This window comes from Egicoccus sp. AB-alg2 (genome assembly GCF_041821065.1).
Taxonomy (GTDB): Bacteria; Actinomycetota; Nitriliruptoria; order Nitriliruptorales; family Nitriliruptoraceae; genus Egicoccus.
On sequence record NZ_JBGUAX010000010.1, the window covers coordinates 130154 to 153642 of the forward strand.

A 23489-nucleotide genomic window follows, 5' to 3' on the forward strand; every position below is an offset into this window, starting at 1 on the left:
CGTCGCGGCCGCGACAGGTCCTGCCGAGCTCAGTCCGCGGGCCGCGCAGCGACGGGACCGGCGTCATCGGTCCGGCCGGTGCCGTCCAGCGTGATGCCGGCCGCCTCGGCGGCGTGCGGGAGCCCGATGCGTGGCGCCGCGCCCAGCAGTTGCGGCAGCAGGGCCTCGGCGGCCGCCCGGCCGACCGCGGCGTGCGCCGCCGGTGGCCAGTGGATGCCGTCGACGTTGAGCCCGTCGAGGTGGGCCACGACGTGCTCCCAGACCGCGACGCCGGCGAACCCGTGGGCGCGGGCCAGGGCGAGCTGCTGTGCCTCGGCGTCGGCGAACCGGGGGTGGCGGTGGCCGTAGTAGGCCGAGCGGTGGCTGGTCGGCCCCAGCACGACACCGGCGGCGCGGCCCCAGGTCAGGCCCCGGACCTGCTCGAGCAACTGCGAGAAGAGGCGGACGAACTCGGTCGCCGGCGTGCGGCGCAGCCGCGCACCCGTCAACCGGACGAGCTGCGGATAGGCGGCGCGGGACCACGCGCGGGCGCGGCGGCGGACCGGCGCCGGCCACAGGTAGGGCAGCGTCGCCTCCAGCGCGGCCGGCACGCCCGCCGGCGCGTGGTCGAAGCTGCCCAGCCCGACGACCACGGCGTCGGCCTTCGCCAGGACGTCGAACTGCAGGTGCTGGTCCTTCAACACCGCGCGGGCCGCATCGCGCACCGTCTGGCCCGGTCTGGCGCACACCGTGACCGCCACCGGGCGACCCAGCGCGTCCTCGAGTTGGCGCGCCAACACGTTCGGGTACAGGTGCGCGGCGGTGGGCAGCTGCGGGCCGGTGTCGTCGATGAACGCGGTCGAGTCCCCGAGCACGGCCACGGACAACGGCCCGGGCCCGGGCGCCGTGCTCACTGCGCGTGCGCGTCGCGGGCGACCGGCTCCTCGGCGATGCCGGGGCCGGTGGGCAGGTCCGGCAGGGGGCGTGCCCGCACCCAGCTCGCCACCGCCGTGGCCCACACCAGGGCGGCGCCGAGGATGTGCGCGGCCACGAGCGCCTCGGGGATGCCGAGCGCGTACTGGGTGTAGCCGATGGCGCCCTGGATCAGCTCGAGCGCCAACAGCAGGCGCAGCGCCCGGCGCAGGCGGGACGGCCCCGACCGCCACGTCACGGCCACCAGGGCGACCGTGAGGCCCAGCAGCAGCCACACCGCGTCGGCGTGCGCGATCGCGACGAACCGGATGTCGACGCCGAGCCGTGCCACCTCGGGGTCGCCGGCGTGCGGCCCCGCCCCGGTCACGATGGTGCCCAGCACCAGCACCGCGCCGGCCACCACCAGCAACGCCGTCGTCGCCCAGCGCACGCCGGCCGTGGCGGGCAGGCGGTCCTCGGGATCACGTGCGGGCGGGCGCACGTACTCGTGCAGCCCGACCGCGACGGCGATCAGCACCATGGACAGCAGGAAGTGGGCCGCGACCGTCCAGGGGGTGAGGCCCAGCAGCACCGTGATGCCGCCCATGACCGCCTGCACGAGCACGCCCAGCGGCAGCGCCCAGCCGAGCAGCCTGATCGGCCGCGGGTGCGGGCGGGTGCGGCGCAGCTGCACGAAGACGGCCACGGCCGCCGTCAGCACCACGAACGTCAGCAACCGGTTGCCGAACTCGATGGCGGTCTGCCAGCCGGCGTGGTCCCCGCCCGGGCGCGGCACCAGGTTCTGGCCGTCGCACGTCGGCCACGTCGGGCACCCCAGGCCCGAGCCGGTCACCCGCACCAACCCGCCCGTGAACACGATCCCGATGTTCGTGACCAGCGCGGCCAGCGTGAAGCGCCGCAGCAGGCGCAGCGAGGCAGGAGCGGGCGGGGAGGGCATGGCTGGAGGGTACCGGCCGCGCCCGACCGATCCGGCCCCGGGTCGCGGTCCCCCCGGGTGCCGGAATACCCTGGTGGCGGCTCTCCCGCGTCTTCGTCGTAGGACCGTCACCGTGTCCACCGCCGCCCCCTCCTCGCGCGACGCCACGAACGCCAGCGCTCCCGAGGTCCGCACGCCCGCCGGCGTGCACCGCCGGCGTGCCGTGGTGCTCCTCGCGCTGGCGCTGTTCCAGTTCTGGCTGTGGGGCACGCGCATCAACAACCTCGTGCGCGACGCGGGGGACTTCTCCACGGCCTTCGTGGCCGTGCACGCCGTGCTGTACGCCGCCGCCATCGGTGCCGGGGTCGTGCTGCTGGTCCTCGGTGTCCGCATGTGGCGCGAGGCGCAGGCGGCCCGGAGGCGTCCGTGAGCTCGGCGCCCGGCCACGGTGGCGCGACGCACTCCACTGACGAGGACGATCTCGCCGCCGTCGGGCCGATGCACGCCACCGGGCGCTACGAGTCCCGGCGTGCCGCCTTCCGCCGCTACGTCCTGGTCACCAAGCCGCGGATCATCGAGCTGCTCCTCGTCACGACCGTGCCGTCCATGGTCGTCGCGGCGCAGGGCTGGCCGGGCACCTGGCTCGTGATCGCCACCGTCCTGGGCGGGACGATGTCGGCCGGCAGCGCCAACGCGCTCAACAACGAGATCGACCGCGACATCGATCGCATCATGGCGCGCACCTCGGCGCGCCCGACCGCCACCGACGAGGTGCCGCCCGGCCACGCGCTGCGGCTCGGGCTGGTACTCGGCGTCGCCGGGTTCCTGTGGCTGTGGGGGTTCGTGAACCTGCTCGCCGCGGTGCTGGCCACCTCGGCGATCCTGTTCTACGTGTTCGTGTACACGCTCGGCCTCAAGCGCCGGACCAGCCAGGCCGTGGTGATCGGCGGCGTGGCCGGGTGCGTGCCCGTACTCACCGGTTGGGTCGCGGTGCCGGGTGCCAGCCTGGCCGATCCCACCCCGTGGCTGCTGTTCGCGATCATGTTCTGGTGGCAGCCGCCCCACTTCTGGGCGCTGGCGATGAAGTACCGCGAGGACTACGCCCGCGCCGGGCTGCCCATGCTGCCCGTCACGCACGGCAACGACGAGGCCACCCGCCACATCCTGCTCTACAGCTACCTGCTGCTGTCGATCGTGCTGCTGGCGGTGGTCGGCGCCGGGCTCGGCTGGATGTTCGCCGCCGTGTCGCTCGGCCTGACCGTCGGCTGGCTGGTGCTGGCCCACCGCCTGCGCCGCACGCGCACGGTCGCCGCCGCGATGAAGCTGTTCCACTATTCAACCCTGTACGTGGCCCTGATCTTCATCGCCGCCGCGGTCGACGCCGTTCTCTAGCGCCGCGCACCACCGGCCGGGTCGACCGGTTTCCCGGCGATGCCCGGGAAACATGCGGGGAGCGGTGGGGGCGGCGGCCGGGATCGACCGGTTTCCCGGCGATACCCGGGAAACGTGTCGGTGAGCGGTGGGGGCGGCGGCCCGGGTCGACCGGTTTCCCGGCGATACCCGGGAAACGTGTCGGTGTGACCCTTGACGAGCCCTGAACAAGTGTTTAGTGTGCTGAACATGAGTTCAGCCACCGTTGGGGGCCGCGACCCCGAGTCCGAGACGGACCTGACCGCGCGGGCGCGGATCCGGGACGCCGCCATCACCTGCTTCGCCGAGCACGGCGTGGCCAAGACCAGCGTGCGCGCCATCGCCAAGGCGGCCGGGGTGTCGCCGGCACTGGTGATCCACCATTTCGGGTCCAAGGACGCCCTGCGGGTGGCGTGCGACCGGCACGTCCAGGCACTGGTGCGCGAACAGAAGTCCGCCGCGATGGCGCAGGGTCCGGGCATGGACCCGCTCGCCGCCCTGCGGGCCTACGACGACGGACCGCCGCTGCTGTCCTATCTCGCCAAGACGCTGATCGACGGCTCGCCGCACGTGGCCGAGTTGGTCGACGAGATGGTCGCCGACGCCGTCGGCTACATGCAGCAGGGGGTCGAAACCGGGATGCTCCGGCCCACCGACGACCCGTACGGCCGGGCCGCGGTCCTCACGTTGTGGTCGCTCGGGGCGCTGGTGCTGCACGAGCACGTGCAACGGCTGCTGGGTGCCGACCTGCTGGGCGACCCGAGCCAGTCACTGCCCTACTTCCGCTCCGGCCTGGAGATCCTCGGGACCGGACTGCTGGACGAACAGGTCCACCGGCGGCTGCAGGAGCAGTTCCGCCAGATCGAGGAGAACGAATCATGAGCGACGTGGCGATCCGCGTCGAGGGACTGGTCAAGGACTACGCCAGCGGTCCGCCGTGGCGGCGCACGCCGCCGGTGCGGGCGCTGGCGGGCGTCGACCTCGAGGTGCGTCGTGGTGAGGTGTTCGGCTTCCTCGGCCCCAACGGCGCCGGCAAGTCGACGACCATCCGGCTGCTGCTCGACCTGCTGCGTCCGACCGCCGGTCGCGTCGAGGTGTTCGGGCAGACGCCGGCGGCGGCCGGACCGGCGCTGCGCGCCACGATCGGCTACCTGCCGGGCGAGCTGACGATGGCCGGGCAGCGCACCGCCGGGGAGGAGCTGGCCTACCTCGCCAGCCTGCGGGGCGGCCACGGCGCCGACCGGATCGGCGAGCTCGCCGAGCGGTTCGGCCTCGACCTCGACCGCCCCATCCGCGGGCTGTCGAAGGGCAACAAGCAGAAGGTCGGGGTCGTCCAGGCCTTCATGCACCGGCCGGAGCTGCTGATCCTCGACGAGCCCACCAGCGGTCTCGACCCGCTGTTGCAGCGCGAGTTCCTCGACCTCGTGCACGAGGCCCGCCTCGGCGGTGCCACCGTGTTCATGTCGTCGCACGTGCTCTCGGAGGTCGAGGACGTCGCCGGTCGGGTGGCCATCATCCGGGCCGGCCGCATCGTCGACGTCGACGACGTCCGCACGCTGCGGCGGCACGCCGGCCAGGAGGTACAGCTGGACTTCGCCGCACCGGTCGACCCCGCGGAGTTCCGGGACCTGCCCGGCGTGGACGCCGTCAGCGTCGACGGGGCGCAGCTCACCTGCCTGCTGCACGGCGAGCCGGACGCATTGCTGAAGGTCGCCGCCCGGCACCACGTCCGTCACTGGTCCGCCCACGACCGCGAGCTCGAGGACCTGTTCCTCGACTTCTACCGGCTGCCCGTCGAGGAGACGCCGGCCGAGCGAGAGGAGGTGGCCGCACATGGCCGCTGACACCATCACCGCTCCCCGCTCCGGGGACCACGGCGCCGCCACGGCCGGCCCGCTGGCCGTCCTGCGGGGCGTGCTGCGCGACCGCCGCCGGACCCTGCTGCTGTGGAGCCTGGCGATCGCCGCCGTCACGGCCGTCTACGTCAGCTTCTATCCCGCGATGGGCGACGGCGCCGACCTGTCCGCCTTCGTGGAGAACATGCCCGAGGGCCTGGTCAGCGCGCTGGGCTACGACAACATCGCCACGCCCGGCGGCTACCTGTCCTCGACCGTGTTCGGCATCCTCGGGCCGGCGCTGCTGCTGGTCTTCGGGATCGGCTGGGGTGGCCGCACGCTCGCGGGCGCCGAGGAGGACGGCACGCTGGAGCTCGAGCTGACGCATCCGGTCTCGCGTACCCAGGTCTACGCCGAGCGGCTGCTCGGCCTGTGGCTCGGGCTGCTACTGCTCGTGACGATCGTCTTCGTCGTGGCGTTCGGACTCGTGACAGCCCTCGACATGGAGCTGGCGACCAGCAACCTGCTCGCCGGCACGGTCGGGCTGTTCCTGCTCGGTCTGGCGCTGAGCACCGTCGCGCTCGCCGTCGGCGCCGCGACCGGGCGCCGCGGTGTGGCCGTCGGTGCGGCCGCCGGCCTGGCCGTGGTCGCGTTCGTCGCGGACGCGATCGGCCCGCTGGTGGACGGGCTGGGATGGCTCACCGACGTCTCGCCCTGGTCGTGGTACCTCGCGGGCGAACCGCTGCTCGAGGGCTTCGACGTGACGGGGCTGGCGCTGCTGGCGGCACTGACCGCCGTCGCGACCGTCGCCGGGCTGGTGCGCTACCGCCAGCGCGACCTCGGCGTCTGATCGCGTTCGAACAGCCGACGCACGGCGGCCGCCGCGAGCTACGTCGCTCGCGGCGGCCGTCGTCGTGACGCGGAGGCGGACGGGAATCGAACCCGCCAGAGGACGCGTCGCGCCCTCTCGTCGGCTTTGAAGGCCGCGGGACCCACCAGGCGTCCGGACGCCTCCAGGCACGGCGTCGGCCGCGCACGCGCCCCAGCGTAGGCGCCGCGCGGACGGACGGTGTCGCCGGCAGCACGGCGGCAGCGCGCGCCTACCGTCCCCGACCATGCCCCTCCTCCCGGTCCCCTTCGCGATCGTCGCCTTGCTGCTCGCGGCGGCGGGGATCATGCTGGCCGGACCCCGGATGGTGCGGGTGGCCGACCGCCTGGCCGACCTGACCGGCCTGGGGGAGGCCTTCGTCGGCGCGGTCCTGGTCGGTGCGGCCACGTCGCTGCCCGACATCCTCGCCACGGTCATCCCCGCCGCCCGTGGCCTGCCCGAGCTGGCGGTCGGCAACGCGCTGGGCGGCGTGCTCGGGCAGACGGCGTTCCTCGCCGTCGCCGACCTGACCTACCGGCGCGCGAACCTCGAGCACGCGGCTGCGTCGCTGCCCAACCTCGTCCAGGCGACGCTGCTGATCACGCTGCTCGGCGGCGTGCTGGCGCTGCTGGCCGCACCCGAGCACAGCGTGCTCGGGATCCACCCCGGTTCGCTGGTGCTGGTCGGGACCTACGCCTACGGGCTGAAGCTGGTCAACGAGACCTCGACGACACCGATGTGGCACGCCGTGGAGACCTCCGACACCAACCTCGACGTGCCGGAGGAGGCGACCGTCCCAGCCGCCCAGCAGACCGGCCTGTGGTGGTCGTTCGCGGGCCTGGCCGTGGTGCTGGGCATCGCCGGGACGACCCTGGCCGTGGCCGGCGAGTCGCTGGTGGTCAACGCCGGCTGGCAGCAGGCCGCGGTGGGCGTCTTCCTGACCGGGATCGGCTCCTCGCTGGCCGAACTGGTCGTGTCCATCGCCGCCATCCGGGCCGGCGCGCTCACGCTGGCGGTCGGCAACGTCATCGGCGGCAACACCTTCGACACGCTGCTGATCGTCGCCGCGGACGTCGCCTACCGCGACGGGCCCGTTTACGCCGCGGTCGGCTCGGAGGCCATGCTGGTGACCGCGCTGGCGCTGGTGGCAACCGCGGTCATCGCGCTCGGTCTGCTGCGGCGGGAGCGACACGGCGTCGGCAACATCGGCATGGAGTCCGTGGTGGTGCTCGGCCTGTACGCGGTCGCCGTCGTGGCGATCACCTAGCCGCGGCGTCCGACCAGCCCGGCGCCTTGAGGTAGCTCGACAGGGCTGCGGCTGCGGTGTCCGAGGGGTCGCCGCGTAGGCCGTAGAGCGTGCGGCGACCTTCTTCGCGCAGGCTCACGAGCCCGGCCTGCCGCAGCAGGGCGAGGTGGTGGTGCGCCGTGGCCTTGGCGACCTCGAGCTCCTCCATCGCGTCGGCCAGCGTGATCGGGCCGCCGCTCATCCGACGCAACAGCCGCAGCCGGCCCTCGTCGCCCAGCGCCTTGGCGAGCTTCACGAGCGTCGGTGGGGGCGCCTCGCTGGGCAGCGCGACGAACTGGTCGGCGACCGGCGTGGACAGCACCTCGGTGTCCTCGAGGCGCCCGAGGATGAGCCAGGGCCGGAACCAGAAGCTGGGCAGCAGCACCACGCGCCGCAGGGTCCGGTCGTCCTCGGGTAGCTCGTAGCCGTTGGTGGCCTCGAGCACGACCTCGGCGGCCGGCATCCCGTCGTCCAGCTGTCGGTGGCGATGCAGCACGTCGCGCTCGATCGCCCCCATCGCCTCGTCCTGCAGGTCGCGGAACACCTCCACCTCGAACCGGTCGATGGCGGTCACGAGCCGGTCGCGGTATTCCGCGGGGGACGTGCGCACCAGCACCTCCAACTCGTGTGGGCACTCGCCGGCCGCGTCCATCTCCCGCAGTTGCTCGAGTGCCTCGGTGTCGCCGGCGATCACGCGCTGGACCAGCTCCAGCGGGTTGGCGCCCTCGAGGCGGTGGTCGGCGTGCACGAAGTTGGCCGCCAGCAGCTTCCACGGCAGCAGCGGGTCCTCCAGCAGGGCGTCGCGGACCTGCTGGACGGTGCCAGGCGCGGAAACGACGGCGCCGGCCTCGGAGAGCAGCAGCAGCGCCTTGTCGCCGCGCTCGCCCGACAGTGCCCGCAGCTCCTCGAGCAGGTCGTCCGGCGTGCGGTCGCGGACGGCGGCGATCCGTTCGGGGCCGATGTCGAACGCGTCCGGGTCGTCGGTGATCAGCACGCCCGCGCAGCGCAGCAGTTCGGCGCCGCTGGAGGCGCGGGCCTCCACGGTGGGCGCCGGCGCGCGGCCACCCGCGCGGAGGTCGACCAGTCGCATGGGCTCGGGCCTCTGACGGGTTTCGGACATCGGAAGCCTATCCCGGGAGGGCGGCGTCGAAACCCGTCGAACATCCGGGGGTGGTCCCTCCGCCCGCCCCGCGCGCGCGGCTTGGCGCCTTGCCGCGTGCGACCGGTCGTGGCCGCGCGGTGGCACGACTGCGACGCGCATCGGCCGATCGCGATCGAACGGACAGGCAACAGACGTTAGACATTCTTCGGACCACATGATTCGATACGCATCGAACAGGAGATGCACCGATGCAGTACCACGACCTGGAGGCGGAGGCCGACTACCGCCGCGGCGACCTGCTGCGTACCGCGCGCAGCGCCCGCGCCCGGCGCCAGCGGCCCACCCGCTGGTGGCGGTTCGGGGGCGGGGACGTCCGCCGGCCGACCGATGCGCGGCGCGACCGCGACTGACCGTGAGCGCCCGCCACCCACCGCGGGTGGCCGGCCCTGACGCGACGCACCGCCGCACGAAGAACCGAAGCGCCCCGGCACGAGTCCGTGCCGGGGCGTCGTCGTGCTCGGCGACGGCTCAGCGGGTCCGGTGGGCGAGTTCGGCGAACAGGAACGCCTCCGTCAGGCACGCCTTCGCGAAGTCGTCGAGGTGCAGCGACTCGTCCTCACCGTGGGCGTTCGAGCCCGGATCCTCGACGCCGACGAGCAGGCAGGGGGCGCCGCCGAACGCGTCGCTGAACGGTTCGACGAACGGGATCGACCCGCCGCAGCCCATCGCCGCGGGCTCGCGACCGTAGGCCGCCGTCATCGCCGCGACCGCCGCGTCCCAGGCCGGCCCGCCCGGTTCGGTCACCCAGGCGGCGTTGCGCTCGCCGACGCCCACCTCGACCTCCAGGCCCCACGGCACGTGCGCCTCGAGGTGCGCGCGCAGGGCCGTCAGCGTGCGTTCCGGATCCTGCCCCGGGGCGAGGCGGCAGGACAGCTTGGTGCGCACCTCGGCCAGCAGCGTGTTCGACGCCGCGTCGACCGAGGGGACGTCCATGCCGATCGGCGTGATCGTCGGCCGCATCCACAACCGTTCGAGGATCGTGCGCCGGCGGTCCCCGACGAACTCGGCACCGGCGACCATGCGTGCCTCGGCCCGGAACTCGTCGGCCAGGTCGCTGCCGTCGCCCTCGAGGTCGGTCAGGCGGGCACGCTCGTCGTCGCCCAACGGTCGGACGTCGTCCTCGAAGCCCGCCACCGCGATCGCGCCCGTGTCGTCGTGCAGGCTCGCCAGCAGCCGCACCATCCCGGTGAAGGCGTCCGGGACGACGCCGCCCCACATGCCCGAGTGCACCGGCTGCTGCATCGCCCGTACCGTGACGTACACGTCCGCCATGCCGCGCAGCGCATAGGTCAGGCCCGGCCAGCCGACCTTCCAGTTGGTGAGGTCGGTCAGCACGATCACGTCGGCGCGCAACTCCTCGCCGTGTGCGGCCAGGAAGTCGTGCAGCGACGGCGAGCCGATCTCCTCCTCGCCCTCGATGACGACCTTGACGTTGACGGGAAGTGCACCACGCGCGTCGAGCCAGGCCCGGACGGCCGCGACGTGGGCCAGGATGCCGGCCTTGTCGTCCGCGGCGCCGCGGCCGTAGAGGCGACCGTCACGCTCGGTGGGCTCGAACGGCGGCGAGTGCCAGCGTTGCGGGGTGCCGACGGGCTGCACGTCGTGGTGGGCGTAGAGCAGCACCGTCGGTGCGTCCGCGCCGGCATGCAGCCACGAGCCGGTCACGTACGGATGCGTGCCCTCGACCTCCAGCAGGCGGACGTCCTCGAGACCCGCGTCGCGCAGCCGCTGCGCCGTGCGCTCGGCCGAGCGGCGGCAGTCGTCGGCGTGCTCGGGTTGGACGCTGATCGACGGGATGCGCACCAGGTCCTGCAGCCAGGCCAGCGTCTCCGGCAGTTGGGCGACGAGGCGGTCGGCGACGTCGTCCAGGCCGTCGGGGACACGGGTCGCCGCGGGCAGGGTGGACGGAGGCTGCACGGACACGGGAGCTCCTGCGGGGTGGTCGGTCGGGCTCGGTCGGTCGTGCCAGAGTCTGCCCGACGAGCTCGAGGTGACGCAGCGTTGTCGAATCTGGCGACCCGCCGACTATCCTGCCGCCGCGCGAGGAACTGGCCGTCGACGTTCACGAAAAGGCGAACCGGGTGGGGCACGCAGCAGAAGCGTGGGACAAGCTGTCCAGCATGCTGTCCGGCAGCGACGTGTCGGACATCCCGCAGCTGTATGCGGCCGACGCGCTCTACCTCGAGCCGTACAACCCGCCACACCGCGGGAACCTGCTGATCCAGGCCTACCTCAAGGACTGGCTGGGCGGCAAGGAGGACATCGCGGTCGACGCCAGGCGCGTCATCGAGTCCGACGACGGCCGCTCCCTCGGCGTGGAGTGGACGATCTCCTACACGGCCGCAGGCCGGCGCTGGAACGACCTGCCGCGCGCGAGCTTCTTCGGCTTCGACGACACCGGCCGCATCAACTACCACCGCGACTACACGTAGTCACGGCCGGGGGACAGCTGGCGGCCGGGTCGCCGCCCTCGCGCAAGCCGGCTCGCCGCAGCACGAGCCGCGGCGGGCCGCCGGTCACTCCTCGCCGCGCAGCACGTAGCGCCACACGGCGAAGCCGACCGCCAGCGCACTGGCGGCGCCCACCAGCACCTCGTTGCGCGGCTTGGCGACGTCGGGCAGACGGTCGCGCAGACGGACCGGGGCGTGGAAGTCGCGCACGGCCCACGACATGGCCGTGGCCGCCGCGCGCAACTCCCGATCGGGATTGACGACGACGGGGTGGCCGACCGCGGTCATCATCGGCAGGTCGGTGATGGAGTCCGAGTAGGCGAAGCACGCCGAGAGGTCGTAGCCGCGCACCTCGGCGACCTGGCGGATCGCGTTCGCCTTCGCGCCCGCGTAGGCGTAGAACTCGAGCGTGCCGTCGTAGCAGCCGACGTCGTCGATGCCCGAGCGGGTGGCGATCACGTCCCGGACGTCGAGGTACTCCGCGAACGGCTCCACGATCTCCTCGCCCGAGGACGACACGATCCACACGTCGCGACCGGCCCGCTGGTGCTCCTTGATCAGGTCCAGCGCCTCGGCGTAGGCCAGCGGCGCGATCACGGTCTCCAGGGTCTCGCGCACGAGCCGGCGCACGCGCTCGGCCTCCCAGCCCCGCGTCAGCTCCAGCGCCGCATGGCGCATCTGCTCCATCTTCTCGTGGTCGGCGCCGACGAGCTGGTACACGACCTGTGCGTACAGCGACTTCACGACGGTGGTCGGGCTGATCAGCCCGTCACGCATCAGGGTGCGGCCCATCATCAGGGTCGAGGAGCCGGCGATGATGGTCTTGTCGAGGTCGAAGAACGCCGCCTCGGTCGCTCCGGTGCGCCGGGCGGCGACGCGGGCCAGCATGCCGTCGCTGAGCCGGTCCGCGTCGGGACGCGCGTAGCGCTGCTCGGTCTCGGCGGTCGCGGTCGAGGCGTCGCCCGCCAACTCGGCGGCGGCGGACAACACCTTGTCCACGGTGAACGGCGCGTCGTTGGCGAGGTCTTCGTCGGCTCGGCGGCCCACTGTCGGCTCCGTCGGTGCGGCGTGAGCGCCCCAGACTAACCAGCGTCGTCCACCGGTTCGACGCCCATCACGGTGCGCCCGTCGGTGACGACGAACGGAGGCTCGTGCGTCACCGGCCACGCGCCCTGGCCCCGCAGCGTCACGGACACCGTGCCGTAGCGGATCGTGGTCGTCTCGCCATCGGTCTCCACGGTGGTCTGCCCACCCGCCCACCACGAATCGACGACCCGCACGGTGTCCGGTGACGGGACGTCCTCGTCGGTCTGGGCCGTGGCCAGCACCTCGCCGGTGGCAAGGGAGCGGCGGACGGATCCCCCGTCGCGTGCCGTGGCCGGCAGCATGATCGCGTCACCGTCGACCCGGGGGCCGGGACAGCACAGTTGCAGCCTGTGGGCCCGGTCCACCTCGACCTCCCAGCGGACGGAGCCGTCGGCGTCGATCAGCACGAGGCGATCGCCGGCTCCGGGTCCGCCGTCCTGCGGGTCTCCGCCACCGTCACGGTCTCCGGCATCCGGGGTCCGGCGCTCGCCTCGGACCACGCCCAGGGCCAGCGGCTGTCCCGGCAGCGGCTGGATCTCGTCGAACACGCCGTCGCCGGTGAGCACGGCCAGGTCGGCCGGTGATCGGAGGCGGTGCCAACCATTCCGGTCGTCGTACTCGATGAGGAAGCGCTCGTGCCGGTACATCCAGGCGCTCGGGTCCAGCGGCATCCGGGCGCGTACGTCGCCGGTGCGGGCATCGAGGAGGACGGCCTCGTCGTCGTCGCGGAGGACGACACCGTCCTCGGTCAGCGACAGCATCGCCGCACCGTCGCGCTCCCACAGCAGTGCCCCCGTTCGCACGTCCCGGGCGACGATCAGTTCCGGATGGCTGTAGATGCCGTCCTCGATCTTCGTCGGATGGAGTTCGGGCGACTGGGCAGCGGTGACGAGCACCTCGTCACCCACGAACCCGCCGTGGGCGTGCGGCCCGCCGCGGTCCTCCGCGTCCCAATGCTCACGGCCGTCCGCCCGCACGACCTGTATCACCCGCCGGTCGGCGTGCAGGACGGCGAGGTGCTCGCCGGTGTCCGACGCGAACAGCCACGGCCAGGCGTGCTCCTCGGCGATCCCGTACTCCTCCGGGGGTTCCAGCCGCCACATCTCCTCGCCGTCGCGCGGGTCGACGGCCACCGCAGCCCCGTCGACCATGGCCACCACGACACTGCCCAGCGCAACCACCTCGCGGTGGTTGTCGCCGAGCTCCATCCGCCAGCGCTCGCACCCACGCGGCTCGCACCGCAGGCGGTGCGGGTCGAAGGGCGCCAGGGCGGCCTCCCGTTCCTCGGCGCCCAGGCGTTCGCCGCTGGGGATCGTGTCCTCCGCCGACAGCTCGACCTGCGGATCGGGCTGCGAGCGGGGCAGTTCGAGCGCGGTGGTGCCCATGACCCCGGCCGCGAGCACCAGCACGCAGGCCGCGGCGACCACGACCGGGAGGCGCCGGCTGCGTCGGCCGTGCTCCGCGGCGGCGTCGGGCGGCCGGGGCGTGAGCAGCTGGCCGCAGTGGCCGCAGAACCGGGCCGTGGCAGCGTCCCAACCGGCATCGCAGGACGCGCACGCAACCGTTCTGCTGCGCCGCACCCCGCACCTCCCGCTCCACGGCGGGTGTCCCCGCCCCGGCGTCACCCGGGAGGCGATGGTAGGTGCCGGGGCGGCAGCGTGACCCGACGTCGTCACCGGGCGCCCGCCGTCGGCAGACGCAGCAGGCGGCTCGTCCACAGGCCGATGCCGGCTCGTCCGGGGGCCGGACGCCGCCACCCGTACGGTGCCGCCTCCCAGCCCACGAATCGCACGGAGCACCGCGATGACCACGCCGGACGGCAGCACGGTGACGGGTGACGCCACCGTCGCCCTGCCCGTGCGGCTGCGGCTCGCAGCGCCCATGGAGGAACGCGTGCGCAGCTGGGTGGAGGGTGTGCTGGGTTGGCAGCCGGTGGACGGCGACGCGGACACGCTGGTGCCGCCACGGCTGTGCCTGGTCGACGTTGCCGCCGCCCGCGCCGACGCTTCCCTCGCGGAGTACCCCGACCTGCCGGTCGTCCTGCTCGCCGAGGAAGGCGAGCATCCCGGCGACGTCGCCGCCGCCGCGCTCCGCGCCCGGCCCGTCGCCACCCTGTGCTGGCCGGCGGACCGCGACCGGCTGCAGGACGCCGCGCTGGGCGGGTTGCGCACGCCGCGGCCGGCGACCACGGGCCCGCGGCTGGTCCGCGTCGGTGGTGCCGCCGGCGGCGTCGGTACCTCCACGGTCGCGGCCGCCCTGGCCGGACTGTTCGGTTGGCAGGGCGAGGCGGCTCTGGCCGTGCTGGGGCCGGCCGCACCGGTCGGTGACGTCCGAACCGTGTCGGTCGACGCGCTGGCCAGTGCCGGCCTGTGGAGCCAGGCCAGCCCGCTGGCCGGCGTGGCCACGGGGCGTGCCGTCCGGCTACCCGGCCGTGACGTGGGAGCGCTGGCGCTCGCCGACCCGGCGGTGGACGTCTGTGTCGTCGACGCGGGCGTCGATCCGGACGTGGACGTGCTGGTCTGCCGAGCCGACACCGCCGGCCTGGCCGCCGCACGCGCCACGACCGCGGCCGCCGTCGTGGTCATCGGTGTGGGTCCCGCACCACGACAGGCCGTGCAGGAGGCCTGCGGGCCGCGACGGCGCGTGCACCTGCCCCGCTCGGCGAGGGTCGCGCGGGCCGGACTGCTCGGACGGGTGCCCGCCGGCCTGCCCGGCAGCTGGCTGCGTCCCCTCCTGCCGCTGACCCGACGCGCCGGGACCGACCCACCCTGACGATGACGTGACGCAGCACACCCCGTGGGGGCGGGGACGGACCGTGAGGGATGACGAGCGCGACAAACGAGCAGACACCCACCACCATCGTCGACGCACGGCTGCGCGAGGCCGTCGCGCGCCGGCTCCGCACCGACCACGAGATCACCGCAGGTCATGCCGACCGGGCCGGCCTGCGGCGGGCCGTCGCCCGCGCCATGGCGGCCGAGGGCATCGTGGCCGCGCCCGACGTCTGGGCCCGCGCGGTCCGTGACCTCGTCGACGAGCTCGGTGGCCTGGGACCCCTGGAAGCCCTGCTACGCGACCCCGCCGTCACCGACGTCATGGTCAATGGGCCGGACGAGGTGCACGTGGAACGCGATGGTCGCCTGACCCGCGCCGGCGTCGCCTTCGACGACGACGCCCATGTCGAGCGGCTCCTGCGGCGTGTCCTCGGCCCGCTCGGGGTGCGGCTCGACCGGTCGCACCCGTTCGCGGACGCGGTCCTGCCCGGCGGCGTGCGGCTGCACGCGCTACTGCCACCGCTGGCCGAGCATCCCATCGTCACCTTGCGCCGGGTCCCGGCGGTGGTGCCGTCCTGGGAGGAGCTGCTGGCGTCCGGCACGGTGACCCCGGCCGTGCACGAGCAGCTGGTCCAGGCGGTCCGCGACCGCCGCAACCTCGTCGTCTGCGGCCGCGCGGGCGTCGGCAAGACGACGCTGCTCGCCCGTCTGCTCGGCGAGACCGGCGACGACCGGCTCGTCGTCATCGAGGACGCCCCGGAGCTGCGTCGGCCCGCCACGCACACCGTGCACCTGCGGGTGCGACCACCCAGCCCCGACGGCGCCGGCGGTGTCGACGTGGCGACCCTCGTCCGCAACGCGCTACGCATGCGCCCCGACCGGCTCGTCGTCGGCGAGGTCAGGGGCGCCGAGGTGGCCGACCTCCTCCAGGCGATGAACACCGGCCACGACGGCTCCGCAACGACGGTGCACGCCAACGGCGCCCAGGAGGCGATCGTGCGCCTGGAGGGCATGGCCCTGCTCGCGGGAGTTCCCCTCGCCGCCGCCCGTGCCCAGGTCGCGGCCGCGCTGGACCTGGTGGTGGCGCTCGAGCGCGGTCGTGACGGCCGGCGGCGGGTCACCGAGGTCGTCGAGGTGGTCGCCGGGCGGGACGGTGCCGTGATCCGCGAGGCGCGGGGATGACCGCGGCCCCGCTCGGACGAGATGCCGGCGCGGCGACGGGGGCGCGGCTTCGTGCCCGGCTCGGCGGCCACGGAGTCGAGGCAGGACCGACCGAAGAGGCGCTCGATCTCATGCGCCTGCGCGCCGCGGCCGGACTGCTGCCCCGCGACCCGCACCGGCTCTCGGCGCGTACGCGCCGCAGCCTGGCGGTCGCCGAGGCGGTGGGTGCGCCGCTACTGCCTGCGCTGGACGCGGCCGCGGCCGCGGAGGACGACCTGCGTGCCACCCGCCGGGCCATCGCCGTGGCCTCCGCCCAGACCCGCGCCGTCGCCGGCGGGCTGCTCGCGGCCCCGTTCGTGCTCGTGCCCTTCCTCGGCAACGTCGTCGGCGCCGACCTCGTCGGGTTCTACCGGACGGGTGTCGGCCGGATCGTGGGCGCCGTCGGCCTCCTCCTGCTCGCCATCGGGGCGCTCGCGGTCGGACGCCTGGTCCGCCGGGTCGGAGCGCCGCCCCCGCCGCCGATGTCGCCGACGGTGCGGCTCGTGCGTGCCGTGGTCGTCGGCATGCTGCTCGGCGCGGCCCTGCACCCGGTCGCCGGACTCGTCCTGGGCGTCATGACCTGGCGGCGCGCGGCCACGACGAAACAGGCCGCCGGGCCGGATGTCGACGAGGCCGCCGACCTCACCGCGATCGCGCTCGCCGGCGGGGTCGGGCCCGGTGAGGCCCTGCGCGTCGCGGCGCCGCACCTGCCGACCCACGCGGCCGAGCTGCGAGGCCTGGCACTGGAGCTCGAGCTCGGCCTGGCGCCGAGCGACGACGGCGCACTGACACGGCTCGGGACCGTGCTGCGTGCCGCCACCGACGTCGGTGCGCCCGCCGCGCCGGCCCTCCGCCGGCTCGCCGGCGAGCTGCGCGCCGACGAGCGCGCCCGGGTCCTGGCCGCCGCCGAGCGGTTGCCGGCCCAACTGACCTTCCCCACCGCCCTGGCACTGCTGCCCGCGACCCTCCTGCTGATCGGCGCGCCGATCGTGCAGGTCGGGCTGCGGCACGCCATGCCCTGACCGACGAAGGAACACCGATGAACACCACCGAAGCGGCGCAGGAGCTGCGTCGTCGCTGCCTCGCCAACCACCCCAGCAACACCCCGACCGGCCGTGACCACGACGCGGAGTTCGGTGCGGAGGACGGCTCGCTCGTCACCGAGTACGGGCTGATCGCGATCGTCGCCGCGACCATCGCCAGCGCCGTGATCACCTGGGCGTCCGGCGGCGCCATCGCCACGTTGTTCAACGCGCTGCTCCGCGCCGCGCGCGGCACCGTCGGCGCATGACGGCTCGTCCCTCCCGGTCCGCCCGTCGCGTCCATGCGCGCGGGCGGACCGCCCCGGGCGACGGTCGCCAGGCGGGCTCCCTCAGCCTGGAGTCCGTGCTGGTGCTGCCGGTCCTGGCCCTGCTGACCTTGGGGCTCATCGGCACCGTGACGGTGCTGCGCGACGTGTTGCTGGTGCACGAGGCCGCCCGCGTCGGCGCCCGCGTCGCGGCGACGACGCTCGACAACGGCGCGGTGGAGGCCGCCGTCCGCCAGGCGGCCCCGGAACTCGAGCACCTCCGGCTGCAGGTCTCGCCCGCCCGGCGAGGAGCCGGCGACGTCGTGACCGTCACGGCGGCCGCCGGGCGGCGCCTCGGCCCGACCGTGTGGCAACCGCGGGCGCGGGCACACGCCCGGGTCGAACCGTCGGTCGACACCACGATGCCGGAGGGCCACCCGTGGTGGCGGCCCGCCGGCGGGCAGACGCGTGGGCCCGTGCCGCCGTTCGACAGCGGGCACCACCGCGCCGGCCCGCCTGCACCGCACGAACCGGGCGGTGTCCCGTGAGCGCGCGTCCGCGGCGTCCGGGGCAGCGTGCGTGGCGCTTCCAGGCCGAGGACGGCGTCGCCACGCTGATCTTCCCGATGCTGCTGTGGGTGGCCGTCGTAGCCGGCGTCGCGCTCGTCGACGTCGGCGCCTACCTCGTCGCCGCCGCCCGGGCCCAGCAGTTGGCGGACGCCAGCGCGCTGGCGGCAGTCTCGGTCGACGTCCCGCCCGGTGGTGGCGACCCACGCGTCGAGGCACGGCGCGTCACCGACGCCGGTGGGGGCCGACTGGATGCTTGCGACTGCCGCCGCGGAAGCGAGCAGGCCAGCGTGACCGTCAGCGTGCCCGTGGACGGTCTGTTCGTACCGACCTTCTGGGCGCGGCGAGTGAGCGCCGATGCCGACGCCGTCCTCACCGACGCCTGGACGCCGGGCAGCCCCTGAGCTCCCATCACTCGGCCGATTCCCGGGGCCACCGCGTTTCCATGCACGAGTGGCGTTGGCTAGGCACGGCCCGGCATGCGCCCGCGATACTTGCGGTGTGCCGCCTGCTTCGACACCCCGAGGTGCGTGGCGATCTCCGCCCACGTGAGCCCGGCGACGCGAGCGCGACGCACCGCCGCGTCCTGCTCGCGCTCGGCCAGCCGTCGAGTCTCGGCCGCGGCCCGCAGCCCTTTCCGCGGGTCGTCTCCGTCTGCCGCATCGACCGCGACCTTCATCGGACTCCCTCCACGAGGCGGTCGTCAACATATATTGACGAGACGCGATCTCGTCAAGGGTGCGCGGGCGGGGTCACCCGCTTCAGTTGCCGAGGCGACGGTCGATAGGGTGGCCGATCGCGGCGGGACGACGCGCGTGTGGCACAGGGGACAGGGTTGGGGGCGACGACTGGTGCGCCCGGCAGCGACGCGCTGCGCGGGGCGTCGTGGGTGTTGATCACGCGGCGCGCGCGCCGGGTATCGCTGCTGTTGCTCGCGGTGCTTCTCCTGGCGGGAGTGCTCGGCGGTTGTGCCGCGTCACCGCAGACCGAACTGGCCGCCGAACCAGCTCCCGAGGCGGAGCTCGAGCCGGACGACGCGGTCGCCGACGACGAGCCAGCCGAGGGCGAGGACGAGGACCGCACGGCAGAGGACGAGGACGCCGCGACGCCGGAACCCGAACCTGAGCCGGAAGCCGACCCCGAACCGGAACCCGAGCCGTCGCCGGATGTCTCGGAGGATGCGGCGCCGAGCACGCCAGCGTGGACCGTGGTCAACGTGGTGGACGGGGACACGGTCGACGTGCGCGCCGACGACGGCACGCAGGAACGCATCCGTGTCATCGGTATCGACACGCCGGAGCGCGGCGAGTGTGGCTTCGGTGAGGCAGCGGCTGCGCTCGCCGCCATGACCGAGGGCCGCGTCGTCGACCTCGTCGACGGCGCCCGGGACGACCGCGACCGGTACGGACGGCTGCTGCGCTACCTCGACATCGAGGGCCTCGACGCCGGCCTCCGGTTGATCGAGGAGGGCTACGCCATCGCGCGCTACGACTCGCGCGACGGCTACGGCCGCCATCCGCGCGAGGACGCGTACGTCGCCGCCGATGCCGCCACCGCACACGTCTGCCCAGCCGCCGCTCCCGAACCGGCCGAGCCCGCGCCCGCGAAGACCGCGACGGCCGAGCCGGGACCGGCGCCGTCGAAGACCGAGAAGCCGGCCGCCGGCGGTCCCGGTTCCGGACCCGGTGGCGCGTGGAAGAACTGCACCGAGGCACGTGCGGCCGGCGCCGCGCCGGTGCACCGCGGCGACCCGGGCTACGGCTCGCACCTCGACCGCGACAACGACGGCATCGGCTGCGAGTAGCCCCGCCGACGCCCGTGCGGCTGCCGCGACCCCGGTCGTCGTGTCGCGCCAGGGCGCAACGGTCGCGTCTGGTGTCCGCGGGAGGGCGGTCAGCCGCGACGGTTGCCGGCTGCCGCGACCTCGGGGCGTCGTGTCGCGCCAGGGCGCAACGGTCGCGTCTGGTGGCCGCGGGAGGGCGGTCAGCCGCGACGGTTGCCGGCTGCCGCGACCGCGGTCTCTTGGCGGCCTCGGGACCAGGGGGCGGTCTCGTGGGGGCGAAGGGCCTCGGCGGTGCCGGACCGAAAGTCCTGACTTGCCCGCCGAGCGTCACGAATCGGCGCTCCGCCGTCGCCGAGGGCGCCGCGCGGCGCTTCGATGGTCACACGACCCCGCCGACCTCGGTGTCGGCGTCACCGAGGAGCTCCGCATGCCCGCCCGTCACGCCTACCTCGACGGCAACGAGGCCGCTGCCCGCGTCGCCTACGCCTGCTCCGACACGGTGGCGATCTACCCGATCACCCCGGCGTCGCCGATGGGTGAGCACGCCGATGCCTGGGCCGCCGCTGGGCGTCCGAACCTGTTCGGCGACGTGCCCGAGGTCGTGGAGATGCAGTCCGAGGCCGGGGCCGCCGGCGCGCTGCACGGCGCCCTGCAGCGCGGCGCGCTGGCCACGACGTTCACGGCCTCGCAGGGTCTGCTGCTGATGCTGCCCAACATGTACAAGATCGCCGGCGAGCTCACGCCGGCGGTCATCCACGTCGCGGCCCGCTCGTTGGCGACGCACGCGCTGTCGATCTTCGGTGACCACTCCGACGTCATGGCCGCGCGCGGCACCGGTTGGACGATGCTCGCCGCGGCGACGCCGCAGGAGGCCCACGACCTCGCCGCCGTCGCCCACGCCGTGACGCTGACGACCCGCCTGCCGGTCCTGCACTTCTTCGACGGCTTCCGCACGTCGCACGAGATCAACCGCGTCGAACTACTGGACGACGAGGTGCTGCGCGACCTGCTCGACGACGAGGCGCTCGCCGCCCACCGGGCCCGCGCGCTCGACCCCAACCGGCCCGTCCTGCGCGGCACCGCCCAGAACCCGGACGTGTTCTTCCAGGCCAGAGAGGCCGCCAACCCCTTCCACGAGGCGGTGCCGGACGCCGTCGCCGCCGTGATGGAGCGCCTGGCGTCGTCGACGGGCCGCCGGTACGGGCTCGTCGACTACCACGGCGCGCCCGACGCCACCCGCGTCATCGTGATCATGGGGTCCGGGACCGGCGCGGTCCGCTCCGCGGTCGACACGCTGGTCGCGAACGGCGAGCGGGTCGGGATGCTCACCATCCGCCTGTACCGCCCTTTCCCGGCCGAGGCGTTGCTGAAGGCGCTGCCGATCACCGTCACCGACGTCGCGGTGCTGGATCGCACCAAGGAGCCCGGCGCGATCGGCGAGCCGCTCCGCCTCGACGTCACCGCGGTGCTCGCCGAGTCCGCCGCGAACCTCGAACGTGCCCTGCCGCGGATCATCGGCGGCCGTTACGGCCTGTCCTCGAAGGAGTTCACGCCCGCGATGGCCAAGGCGGTGTTCGACGAGCTGGCCTCGCCGATCCCGCATCGCGACTTCACGGTCGGCATCGTCGACGACGTCAGCCACCGCTCCCTGCCGGTCGACCCGAGCTTTCCCGACGGCAGCCGGGACGACGACGCGAGCTACGTGTTCTTCGGGCTCGGCTCCGACGGCACGGTCGGCGCCAACAAGGCGACCGTGAAGATCGTCGGCGAGGAACGCGACCTGCACGCCCAGGGCTACTTCGTGTACGACTCGAAGAAGTCCGGTGCCGTCACCGTCAGCCACCTGCGGTTCTCGCCGCGGCCCATCACCGCCAGCTGGCTGGTGCCCGACGGCCGCGCCGATCTCGTCGCGATCCACCAGTTCGGTCAGGTCGCCCGGACCGAGCCGTGGCGGGCGGTCCGTCGCGGCGGCACCGTGCTGTTGAACGCGCCGCTGCCGCCCAGCGCCATCTGGGCCGTCCTGCCCGACCACGCCCGGTACGCGGTCGTCGCCAGGGACCTGCGGCTGGTGACGCTCGACGCCTCGCGCATCGCCCGCGAGCACGGCCTGGGCGGGCGCATCAACACGGTCATGCAGACCGCCTTCTTCGCCGTGACCGACGTGCTGGACCTCGACGTCGCCCTGGAGCGGATGCGCGAGACCATCCGGGGCGCCTACGCCAAGCGTGGACCCGAGGTCGTGGCCGCCAATCTCGCCGCCGTCGACGCGGCGGTCGACGAGATCCGCACGGTGCCGGTTCCGGACGCGGACCCGCCGGCCGTCACCCCGGCGGAGGTCTTCGCCGACACCACGCTCGGCGAGACCCGCGTCGCGCGGGCCATCCTCGCCGGCCAGGGCGACCTGCTACCGGTCTCGGCCCTGCCGGTCGACGGCACGTTCCCGACCGGGACGGCCTGCATCGAGAAGCGGGCCATCGCGTCCGAGCTGCCGGCCTGGGACCCGTCGCTGTGCATCGACTGCGGCAAGTGCGCGCTGGCCTGCCCGCACGCGGCCATCCGCATGAACGTGTTCGACCCGGACACGCTCGACGACGCCCCCGAGGGTTTCCTGTCCAAGGACACCAAGGACCGCGACCTCGCCGGGCTGCGCCTGACCGTCCAGGTCGCACCCGACGACTGCACCGGCTGCCGCATCTGCGTCGAGGTGTGCCCCGGCTTCGCCAAGGACGACCCCACGCGCCGGTCGCTGGTCATGGCACCGGCCGAACGCCGCCGGGACGTCGAGCGGCCCAACTGGGACTTCTTCCGCTCCCTGCCCGCCGCGGACCGCACGAAGCTGCGCCCCGACACCGTCCGAGGCTCGCAGCTGCTGATGCCGCTGTTCGAGTTCTCCGGCGCGTGCATCGGCTGCGGCGAGACGCCCTACCTCAAGCTCGTCAGCCAGCTGTTCGGTGACCGCCTGCTGGTCGCGAACGCCACCGGCTGCTCGTCGATCTTCGGCGGCAACCTGCCGACGACCCCCTGGACGACGAACGAGGACGGGCGCGGACCCGCCTGGGCCAACTCGCTGTTCGAGGACAACGCCGAATTCGGCCTGGGCATGCGGGTCGCCCTCGACGGGCAGGTCGCCACCGCCCGCCGGCTGGTCGAACAGCTCGCGGGCCGGATCGGCGACGAGCTGGCGACGGCGCTGCTCGAGGCGGTCGCGACCGACGAGGCCGCCTTGGCCGCGCAGCGCGACCGCGTCGCCGAGCTCCGGCGGCGCCTCGAGGGCGACACGCAGCCGGACGCGCGCCGGTTGGCCGCGCTGGCCGACGTGCTGGTGCCCACCTCGGTGTGGATCGTCGGCGGTGACGGCTGGGCCTACGACATCGGCTACGGCGGCGTGGACCACGTGCTGGCGTCGGGCCGGGACGTGAACCTGCTGGTGCTCGACACCCAGGTCTACTCGAACACCGGCGGGCAGGCCTCCAAGGCGACACCGCGGGGTGCGGTCGCCAAGTTCGCCGCCGCCGGCAAGGCGGGCGCGGGCAAGGACCTGGCGTTGCTGGCCCTGACCTACGGCGACGTGTACGTGGCCAAGATCGCGATGGGCGCCAACGAGATGCAGACCCTGCGGGCACTGCGCGAGGCACAGGCGTGGCCGGGCCCGTCGCTGGTGATTGCCTACGCCAGCTGCATCGCCCACGGCCTGGACGACATGGCCCACGCCCCCGACCACGCCGCGGCTGCCGTCGCGTCCGGCCTGTGGCCGCTGCTGCGCTACGACCCGGGCAAGACGCCGGGCAAGCGGTTCCGGCTGGACAGCAAGCGACCGAGCCTGCCGGTGGCCGAGTTCGCCGCCTCGGAGGCCCGTTTCGCCCAGCTGTCGCGGCGTGACCCGGCCGCGGCCCAGGCGCTGCTCGAGGGGCTGCAGGCCGACGTCGACACTCGGTGGGCGACCTACGAGCGTCT

The 23489-nt window shown here is 74.1% G+C and carries 23 protein-coding genes and 1 tRNA gene; 16 read left to right on the forward strand and 8 right to left on the reverse strand.

From position 1 onward, the window contains the following. Window positions 1-29: 29 nt before the first annotated feature. Window positions 30-893, reverse strand: a complete 864-nt coding sequence (locus ACERM0_RS19360) for a GDSL-type esterase/lipase family protein (RefSeq protein WP_373680275.1) — start codon at window positions 891-893, stop codon at window positions 30-32. Then, complete coding sequence (locus tag ACERM0_RS19365) at window positions 890-1849, reverse strand: heme A synthase (RefSeq protein ID WP_373680276.1); 960 nt, start codon at window positions 1847-1849, stop codon at window positions 890-892. Before ACERM0_RS19365 ends, ACERM0_RS19360 begins: the two co-directional genes overlap by 4 nt. A gap of 112 nt (window positions 1850-1961) precedes the next feature. On the opposite strand from ACERM0_RS19365, the gene ACERM0_RS19370 reads away from it, so the two are divergent. The 5 genes from ACERM0_RS19370 (at window position 1962) to ACERM0_RS19390 (ending at window position 5923) form a co-directional block, all read left to right on the forward strand. Continuing rightward, entirely contained in the window at window positions 1962-2258 is a 297-nt protein-coding gene (locus ACERM0_RS19370) for a hypothetical protein (protein WP_373680277.1), read from the forward strand. Beyond that, complete coding sequence (locus ACERM0_RS19375; protein ID WP_373680278.1) at window positions 2255-3220, forward strand: heme o synthase; 966 nt, start codon at window positions 2255-2257, stop codon at window positions 3218-3220. The genes ACERM0_RS19370 and ACERM0_RS19375 overlap by 4 nt, the downstream gene beginning before the upstream one ends. Window positions 3221-3448: 228 nt before the next feature. Beyond that, the gene (locus ACERM0_RS19380) at window positions 3449-4120 is read left to right on the forward strand and encodes a TetR/AcrR family transcriptional regulator (protein ID WP_373680279.1); all 672 of its coding nucleotides are present in this window, start codon (window positions 3449-3451) and stop codon (window positions 4118-4120) included. Next, window positions 4117-5082 (forward strand): ABC transporter ATP-binding protein, encoded by a 966-nt coding sequence (locus tag ACERM0_RS19385; protein ID WP_373680280.1) that lies wholly within the window; start codon window positions 4117-4119, stop codon window positions 5080-5082. Before ACERM0_RS19380 ends, ACERM0_RS19385 begins: the two co-directional genes overlap by 4 nt. Further along, a complete protein-coding gene (locus ACERM0_RS19390; protein WP_373680281.1) occupies window positions 5072-5923 on the forward strand; it encodes an ABC transporter permease in 852 nt (283 codons plus the stop codon). Before ACERM0_RS19385 ends, ACERM0_RS19390 begins: the two co-directional genes overlap by 11 nt. Before the next feature lie 68 nt (window positions 5924-5991). Here ACERM0_RS19390 and ACERM0_RS19395 read toward each other — a convergent pair. Further along, a tRNA-Sec gene (locus ACERM0_RS19395) sits at window positions 5992-6088 on the reverse strand. A 100-nt stretch (window positions 6089-6188) separates the two neighbouring features. Between ACERM0_RS19395 and ACERM0_RS19400 the strand changes: the two genes are divergently transcribed. After that, window positions 6189-7208, forward strand: a complete 1020-nt coding sequence (locus tag ACERM0_RS19400) for a sodium:calcium antiporter (RefSeq protein ID WP_373680282.1) — start codon at window positions 6189-6191, stop codon at window positions 7206-7208. Here ACERM0_RS19400 and ACERM0_RS19405 read toward each other — a convergent pair. Further along, window positions 7201-8316: an ArsR/SmtB family transcription factor gene (locus ACERM0_RS19405; protein ID WP_373680283.1), complete on the reverse strand. Its 1116-nt coding sequence runs from the start codon at window positions 8314-8316 to the stop codon at window positions 7201-7203. The two genes, ACERM0_RS19400 and ACERM0_RS19405, sit on opposite strands and share 8 nt — an antisense overlap. A 260-nt stretch (window positions 8317-8576) precedes the next feature. Here ACERM0_RS19405 and ACERM0_RS19410 point away from each other — a divergent pair, with 260 nt between their 5' ends. Next, entirely contained in the window at window positions 8577-8738 is a 162-nt protein-coding gene (locus ACERM0_RS19410) for a hypothetical protein (protein ID WP_373680284.1), read from the forward strand. Window positions 8739-8856: 118 nt separating this feature from the next. On the opposite strand, the gene ACERM0_RS19415 is transcribed toward ACERM0_RS19410, so the two are convergent. Further along, window positions 8857-10311 carry a M20/M25/M40 family metallo-hydrolase gene (locus tag ACERM0_RS19415; protein WP_373680285.1) on the reverse strand — a complete coding sequence of 485 codons (1455 nt, stop codon included), beginning with the start codon at window positions 10309-10311 and terminating at the stop codon, window positions 8857-8859. Between the two features lie 158 nt (window positions 10312-10469). Between ACERM0_RS19415 and ACERM0_RS19420 the strand changes: the two genes are divergently transcribed. Further along, window positions 10470-10820 (forward strand): nuclear transport factor 2 family protein, encoded by a 351-nt coding sequence (locus ACERM0_RS19420; RefSeq protein ID WP_373680286.1) that lies wholly within the window; start codon window positions 10470-10472, stop codon window positions 10818-10820. A gap of 84 nt (window positions 10821-10904) precedes the next feature. Here the strand turns inward: ACERM0_RS19420 and ACERM0_RS19425 are convergent, their stop codons facing one another. Both ACERM0_RS19425 and ACERM0_RS19430 read right to left on the reverse strand, forming a co-directional pair. Beyond that, window positions 10905-11885: an HAD family hydrolase gene (locus tag ACERM0_RS19425; RefSeq protein ID WP_373680287.1), complete on the reverse strand. Its 981-nt coding sequence runs from the start codon at window positions 11883-11885 to the stop codon at window positions 10905-10907. A 35-nt stretch (window positions 11886-11920) separates the two neighbouring features. Beyond that, window positions 11921-13504 carry a PQQ-binding-like beta-propeller repeat protein gene (locus ACERM0_RS19430; protein WP_373680288.1) on the reverse strand — a complete coding sequence of 528 codons (1584 nt, stop codon included), beginning with the start codon at window positions 13502-13504 and terminating at the stop codon, window positions 11921-11923. Window positions 13505-13727: 223 nt separating this feature from the next. On the opposite strand from ACERM0_RS19430, the gene ACERM0_RS19435 reads away from it, so the two are divergent. Genes ACERM0_RS19435 through ACERM0_RS19460 form a run of 6 tightly spaced genes read left to right on the forward strand, consistent with a single transcriptional unit; the run spans window position 13728 to window position 18156 of the window. Then, entirely contained in the window at window positions 13728-14696 is a 969-nt protein-coding gene (locus ACERM0_RS19435; RefSeq protein ID WP_373680289.1) for a hypothetical protein, read from the forward strand. Window positions 14697-14746: 50 nt separating this feature from the next. After that, the gene (locus ACERM0_RS19440) at window positions 14747-15880 is read left to right on the forward strand and encodes a CpaF family protein (RefSeq protein ID WP_373680290.1); all 1134 of its coding nucleotides are present in this window, start codon (window positions 14747-14749) and stop codon (window positions 15878-15880) included. After that, complete coding sequence (locus ACERM0_RS19445; RefSeq protein ID WP_373680291.1) at window positions 15877-16920, forward strand: type II secretion system F family protein; 1044 nt, start codon at window positions 15877-15879, stop codon at window positions 16918-16920. Before ACERM0_RS19440 ends, ACERM0_RS19445 begins: the two co-directional genes overlap by 4 nt. 17 nt (window positions 16921-16937) lie before the next feature. After that, window positions 16938-17189, forward strand: coding sequence for a hypothetical protein (locus ACERM0_RS19450; RefSeq protein ID WP_373680292.1), 252 nt, complete (start codon window positions 16938-16940; stop codon window positions 17187-17189). After that, on the forward strand, window positions 17186-17734 hold the full coding sequence (locus ACERM0_RS19455) for a TadE/TadG family type IV pilus assembly protein (RefSeq protein ID WP_373680293.1): 549 nt from the start codon (window positions 17186-17188) through the stop codon (window positions 17732-17734). Before ACERM0_RS19450 ends, ACERM0_RS19455 begins: the two co-directional genes overlap by 4 nt. Continuing rightward, window positions 17731-18156, forward strand: a complete 426-nt coding sequence (locus ACERM0_RS19460) for a pilus assembly protein TadG-related protein (RefSeq protein ID WP_373680294.1) — start codon at window positions 17731-17733, stop codon at window positions 18154-18156. Before ACERM0_RS19455 ends, ACERM0_RS19460 begins: the two co-directional genes overlap by 4 nt. A 59-nt stretch (window positions 18157-18215) precedes the next feature. Here ACERM0_RS19460 and ACERM0_RS19465 read toward each other — a convergent pair whose 3' ends face one another. Then, window positions 18216-18431: a hypothetical protein gene (locus ACERM0_RS19465; RefSeq protein ID WP_373680295.1), complete on the reverse strand. Its 216-nt coding sequence runs from the start codon at window positions 18429-18431 to the stop codon at window positions 18216-18218. Window positions 18432-18569: 138 nt separating this feature from the next. Here ACERM0_RS19465 and ACERM0_RS19470 point away from each other — a divergent pair, with 138 nt between their 5' ends. After that, a complete protein-coding gene (locus tag ACERM0_RS19470; protein WP_373680296.1) occupies window positions 18570-19556 on the forward strand; it encodes a thermonuclease family protein in 987 nt (328 codons plus the stop codon). Window positions 19557-19962: 406 nt separating this feature from the next. Further along, window positions 19963-23489: pyruvate:ferredoxin (flavodoxin) oxidoreductase (gene nifJ, locus ACERM0_RS19475; protein ID WP_373680297.1), on the forward strand; the 3527-nt coding region annotated here is incomplete at its 3' end.

Bases quoted from the DNA above. Each gene is read 5' to 3' on its own strand.
- ACERM0_RS19445 (WP_373680291.1), top strand. From the start codon at position 15,877: ATGACCGCGGCCCCGCTCGGACGAGATGCCGGCGCGGCGACGGGGGCG.
- ACERM0_RS19400 (WP_373680282.1), top strand. From the start codon at position 6,189: ATGCCCCTCCTCCCGGTCCCCTTCGCGATCGTCGCCTTGCTGCTCGCG.
- ACERM0_RS19390 (WP_373680281.1), top strand. From the start codon at position 5,072: ATGGCCGCTGACACCATCACCGCTCCCCGCTCCGGGGACCACGGCGCC.
- ACERM0_RS19455 (WP_373680293.1), top strand. From the start codon at position 17,186: ATGACGGCTCGTCCCTCCCGGTCCGCCCGTCGCGTCCATGCGCGCGGG.
- ACERM0_RS19450 (WP_373680292.1), top strand. From the start codon at position 16,938: ATGAACACCACCGAAGCGGCGCAGGAGCTGCGTCGTCGCTGCCTCGCC.
- ACERM0_RS19435 (WP_373680289.1), top strand. From the start codon at position 13,728: ATGACCACGCCGGACGGCAGCACGGTGACGGGTGACGCCACCGTCGCC.
- ACERM0_RS19410 (WP_373680284.1), top strand. From the start codon at position 8,577: ATGCAGTACCACGACCTGGAGGCGGAGGCCGACTACCGCCGCGGCGAC.
- ACERM0_RS19465 (WP_373680295.1), bottom strand. From the start codon at position 18,431: ATGAAGGTCGCGGTCGATGCGGCAGACGGAGACGACCCGCGGAAAGGG.
- ACERM0_RS19405 (WP_373680283.1), bottom strand. From the start codon at position 8,316: ATGCGACTGGTCGACCTCCGCGCGGGTGGCCGCGCGCCGGCGCCCACC.
- ACERM0_RS19440 (WP_373680290.1), top strand. From the start codon at position 14,747: ATGACGAGCGCGACAAACGAGCAGACACCCACCACCATCGTCGACGCA.
- ACERM0_RS19385 (WP_373680280.1), top strand. From the start codon at position 4,117: ATGAGCGACGTGGCGATCCGCGTCGAGGGACTGGTCAAGGACTACGCC.
- ACERM0_RS19365 (WP_373680276.1), bottom strand. From the start codon at position 1,849: ATGCCCTCCCCGCCCGCTCCTGCCTCGCTGCGCCTGCTGCGGCGCTTC.
- ACERM0_RS19380 (WP_373680279.1), top strand. From the start codon at position 3,449: ATGAGTTCAGCCACCGTTGGGGGCCGCGACCCCGAGTCCGAGACGGAC.